We start from the raw sequence: 3,679 nt of genomic DNA, 5'->3' as shown, positions 1-3,679 counted from the left end.
GGTGGGGCATCAAGGGTGCACCACCACAGTAACGCTGCAGTAATCAGCACAAAAAGAGTGCTCAAAAAATTTAAAAACCACTTACTTACCCGAATACGGCGGGACGGAAACATTTCCGCCCGCGTTCGATACTCACTGGCAGGAGTGTCATTCTCCATCGTCACAGCAACTTCTGGTGCAGCGGCAACGTGAGCCAATTCTGGCACGGGCCGTGAAGCACGGGAGCGAACTGGTTTAGATTTTGACCTGTCCTCCTCCTTGCCTTTGCGACCATTTCGACGGCTACCATAGGTCTGCACTCTGCTAAGTTCCTGATTCATTCTTCATACCTCCGAAAACGTAACGCTAAACCAGATATAAGGTCAATCACAAAATGACAAATGATCGGTGCCCACAGACTACCGGTCTGCACATATATGTAGCCCAATCCATAACTGCTAAGAAAAACCCAGCCAGTGGGAATCCAATGCCGTAAATATCGGATATGAATCACCGCAAACAAAATGCTTGTCCAATAAGGACCAAAGCTGTACTGAATCGCACCTCTGAACAAGAGTTCCTCACAGATGGAGACGATAGCTGCTATACAAATAATATGCCAAACCGGACGATTTTGAAACAGCATTTGGTTAATACCACCGTCATCCATAGCATCCTCAGGCATAATCCGGGATAGCAACAGATCCACAAGTAACATAGCGGCGGCCAAGCCCAATCCCCACCATAAGACGTGCAGAGTGTTCGGCAATGCAAATAGTTCTAACACATTTCTTTTCTGAAAAATAATCCAGATTGCGCCAATCAGCAGGGTCAGCCCCTGAGTTAGATACAAATTGTAAAGCAGCAAGCGGTCATTCAATTCATGAATTTGCGCTCTTTTCCATTTCACTTTAAGCTTTTTCATAGTTAGTTAGTCCTCTGCATAGTCTTCTTTAGCATCATAGCCAAAAAGTCGGACGGATTCAAGAAGACTTAAATCTTAATTTTCCGCATTCTGTAGCTATATATCTAGCCGGCTATCCACACATGTCGCATGTCCTATTGACATGCCCATGTAAGCCATGATACATTATGAAAAAATTATTAGCGACAACAACAATGATGGAGAAAAGGTATTGATTTCGTCCTCAGAGAACCGGTGCTTGGGTGGAAGCCGGTGACGAAGTAACTACTTTCAGCGCTCCTGAGTTATTGCACCGAGGTCTGGGGAATATTTCCCGGCATTAGATGCAATCGGCAGAAAACCGTTATCCTTTCGGTCATTTTATGACCGCTGAAGGCAGTCCATTGCGAAATGGCTGCGAATTAGGGTGGTACCACGATAACTCTCGTCCCTTACTATGGAGATAGTATGTGATTCGGGAGTTTTTTTGATGCCCGAAAACCGCAAAGTGTCTCCGCATAAGACTTTTGGTCGTTAGTTTGGTGCATAATGCTATTCCATCCCTTTTCTGCGTCAATGCGTTATCACACTAGTATTTCACACCGCTCTCCTGTACTTTTAGAAGCATTTCAAGTTTTTTCATGTTCTTTATGGAATGTATTTCAGTTTGAAGTACATCCTGTCCATAAAAGAAGTTAACTTTGAGGAGGAAACCAAATGTTTAAAGTGTTAGTATCCGATCCGATCAGTGACCTGGGCATCCAGCAACTGATGGATGCAGACGATGTCACGGTGGACAAGAACACAGGTCTCAGCGAGGATGAATTGGTTCAAATTATTGGTGACTATGACGCATTACTCGTTCGAAGCCAAACTCGGGTAACCGAACGCATCATGACGGCAGGTAAGAACCTCAAGGTTGTAGGGCGAGCTGGGGTCGGAGTGGACAACATCGACCTTGAAGCAGCAACACAGCGCGGGATTATCGTTATTAACGCTCCTGACGGCAACACGATTACGACATGTGAGCACACTTTTGCGATGATGATGGCTCTAGCACGTCATATTCCACAGGCGTATGCCAAAACCATTGGCGGTACATGGGATCGTAAAACATTCCTCGGTGTCGAACTGCGTAACAAAACACTTGGAGTCCTCGGCATGGGACGTATCGGCAGTGAGGTGGCTAAACGTGCCAAAGCATTTGGCATGAGCATCCTCGGCTATGATCCATTTCTAACGGAAGAACGCGCTGAGAAGCTGGGCATTAAGCTGGCGAGCGTGGACGAAATTATCCGCAACGCAGATTTTATGACCGTACACACACCATTAACACCGGAAACGAAACATATGATTGCTCGTCCACAGTTTGAAGTGATGAAAAAAGGAATGCGCATCATCAACTGTGCCCGGGGCGGAGTTATCGATGAAATGGCTCTTGTTGAAGCCATTGATGAAGGTATCGTTGCCGGTGCAGCCTTTGACGTATTCGAATCAGAGCCGCCAGCACAGGATCACCCATTCCTGAGTCATCCGAAAATTATCGTCACACCACATCTGGGTGCCTCAACTGTCGAAGCTCAGGAGAATGTAGCTATCGATGTGTCCGAGCAAGTGCTGCATATTTTGCGTGATGAGCCTTTTAAAAATGCGGTCAACATGCCTCCAGTACCATCCAACGTCATGACGCAATTGCAGCCATATTTCTCGCTTGGAGAAAAGCTGGGCAGCTTTGCCGCTCAGATCACGAATCAGGCTGTACGTGAAATTCAGGTAGATTACGCTGGTGATTTGTCCTCTGTGGATACACAGCCGCTGACACGTTATATTTTGAAAGGTGTACTTAGCCGTCATCTGGGCAGCGATGTGAACATTGTAAACTCTGTACATCTGGCCAAAACACGTGACATCCATCTTGTCGTGTCTCAGGCGCCCGCCACCAAGGGATTTACCAACCTGATTACCGTTACACTCAAAACCCAGAGCGGCGAAGAGCAACGTGTATCTGGCACCCTGCTGGCAGGCTATGGCGAACGTATTGTTCGGTTGAACCAGTTCCCAGTAGATGTGGCACCGGAAGCTCATTTCCTGCTCATCTCCCACAATGATAAACCAGGCATTATCGGTCGTGTCGGCACCTTGCTTGGGGAGAACGGCGTCAATATCGCTTCCATGCAAGTAGGGCGTAAAATTGTCGGCGGAGAAGCCATCATGATCTTGACCGTCGATAAAGCCGTGCCTAAAGATGTGCTGGTTCAACTCGTTGGTTTGCCAGAACTAAATACTGCCCAAGAAGTAGTGCTAGATTAGTTCCAGACAGTATTGAAAAGTCCAAGGTTTATAATAAAGAGAGGCGCCTGGCTACCCAGGCGTCTTTTTCTTATACCGTTATCTATCATGAGAGCAATTATCTTGAAACAGGATGTTCCACGTTGAACAAGATAAATGTTGATTTTTCAACAAAAAGCACCCTCTTCCGAGGATGCCTGCAAACCGGGGTATATCAGTTGGGGCTTATAAGCCTGTTACAGACCCAGCTTTGTTTTGTTGGAGATCGGCAGCAAAATAGTAAATTCCGTCCCTTCCCCCAATCCGCTGGCAGCAGAGACAGAGCCCCCGTGAGCCTCTACAATATTCTTGACAATAGCAAGCCCCAAACCAGTCCCTTTATCCTCACCACGTACTCTGGCCTTATCTGCCTTGTAGAAGCGGTCGAAAATATAAGGTAGATCCTCGCTGGCAATGCCTACACCTTCATCCTTAATCCGAATACGGATTAACTCATGCCGCTCTCCC

Annotated in this window: 4 protein-coding genes and 1 other annotated feature; of the genes, 1 reads left to right on the top strand and 3 read right to left on the bottom strand. The window is 46.8% G+C overall.

The features are described from left to right. Positions 1-320 (bottom strand): hypothetical protein (locus GRP75_RS21430; RefSeq protein WP_160790306.1); only part of this gene is annotated, 320 nt, incomplete at its 3' end. Next, a complete protein-coding gene (locus GRP75_RS21425; RefSeq protein WP_025723057.1) occupies positions 317-904 on the bottom strand; it encodes a type II CAAX endopeptidase family protein in 588 nt (195 codons plus the stop codon). The genes GRP75_RS21425 and GRP75_RS21430, both read right to left, overlap by 4 nt. Positions 905-1,089: 185 nt before the next feature. Beyond that, positions 1,090-1,339, top strand: a binding site (T-box leader). A gap of 261 nt (positions 1,340-1,600) precedes the next feature. On the opposite strand from GRP75_RS21425, the gene serA reads away from it, so the two are divergent. After that, on the top strand, positions 1,601-3,193 hold the full coding sequence (serA, locus tag GRP75_RS21420) for a phosphoglycerate dehydrogenase (protein ID WP_028540623.1): 1,593 nt from the start codon (positions 1,601-1,603) through the stop codon (positions 3,191-3,193). A gap of 215 nt (positions 3,194-3,408) precedes the next feature. On the opposite strand, the gene GRP75_RS21415 is transcribed toward serA, so the two are convergent. After that, positions 3,409-3,679, bottom strand: a 271-nt coding sequence (locus GRP75_RS21415) for a sensor histidine kinase (RefSeq protein WP_160790305.1), incomplete at its 5' end; no start/stop codon positions are given.

The sequence above is a fragment of the Paenibacillus sp. OT2-17 genome, assembly GCF_009827695.1.
Classification (GTDB): Bacteria; Bacillota; Bacilli; order Paenibacillales; family Paenibacillaceae; genus Paenibacillus; species Paenibacillus polymyxa_B.
Note: the sequence above shows the minus strand (reverse complement) of the source record. Positions and strands in the feature narration are given on the sequence as shown.